General features: G+C 72.2%; 1 protein-coding gene. It reads left to right on the plus strand.

The genetic code is table 11. From position 1 onward, the window contains the following. Positions 1–98 precede the first annotated feature (98 nt). Positions 99–815 carry a hydrogen peroxide-dependent heme synthase gene (gene hemQ, locus ACYVE9_RS28720; protein WP_461030810.1) on the plus strand — a complete coding sequence of 239 codons (717 nt, stop codon included), beginning with the start codon at positions 99–101 and terminating at the stop codon, positions 813–815. Positions 816–879 lie beyond the last annotated feature (64 nt).

The raw sequence follows: 879 nt of genomic DNA on the forward strand, positions 1-879 counted from the left end.
CGACGGCGTCGGCGTGGCGGCCTGTGTCGCCGGCGCCCGGCGGGCGGCCGAGGCGACCCTGGCGCAACGGCCCGCCGGGCAGGGGCGAGAATAGGCGCATGACTGCTGCACCGGAGAAGGCCCCCAACGCGGGCAAGAAGGCCAAGGACCTCAACGAGGTCATCCGCTACACCCTGTGGTCGGTCTTCCGGCTGCGCGACGTGCTGCCGGAGGACCGTGCCGGCTACGCGGAGGAGGTCGAGGAGCTGTTCGAGCAGCTCGCCGCGAAGGACATCACCGTCCGCGGCACCTACGACGTCTCCGGGCTGCGCGCCGACGCCGACGTCCTGGTCTGGTGGCACGCGGAGACCTCCGACGCGCTCCAGGAGGCCTACAACCTGTTCCGGCGGACCCGGCTGGGGCGCGCGCTGGAGCCGGTCTGGTCGAACATGGCGCTGCACCGGCCCGCCGAGTTCAACAAGTCGCACGTGCCGGCGTTCCTCGCCGACGAGCAGGCCCGCGAGTACGTCAGCGTCTACCCCTTCGTGCGCAGCTACGAGTGGTACCTGCTGCCCGACGAGGACCGTCGCCGGATGCTCGCCGACCACGGCAAGATGGCCCGCGGTTTTCCCGACGTCCGCGCCAACACCGTGGCGTCGTTCTCCCTCGGCGACTACGAGTGGCTGCTCGCCTTCGAGGCGGACGAGCTGCACCGGATCGTCGATCTGATGCGTCATCTGCGCGCCTCCGAGGCCCGGCTGCACGTCCGTGAAGAGGTGCCGTTCTACACCGGCCGCCGCAAGGCCGTCGCCGACCTCGTCGCCGGCCTGGCCTGACGCCGGGACCCCTTCCGCCGCCACCCCGCACCGCCCGGCCGCACGAGCCGGCGTCCCCGTCGTG

It is taken from the genome of Streptomyces sparsus (assembly GCF_054776295.1).

Bases quoted from the DNA above. Each gene is read 5' to 3' on its own strand.
- hemQ (WP_461030810.1), top strand. From the start codon at position 99: ATGACTGCTGCACCGGAGAAGGCCCCCAACGCGGGCAAGAAGGCCAAG.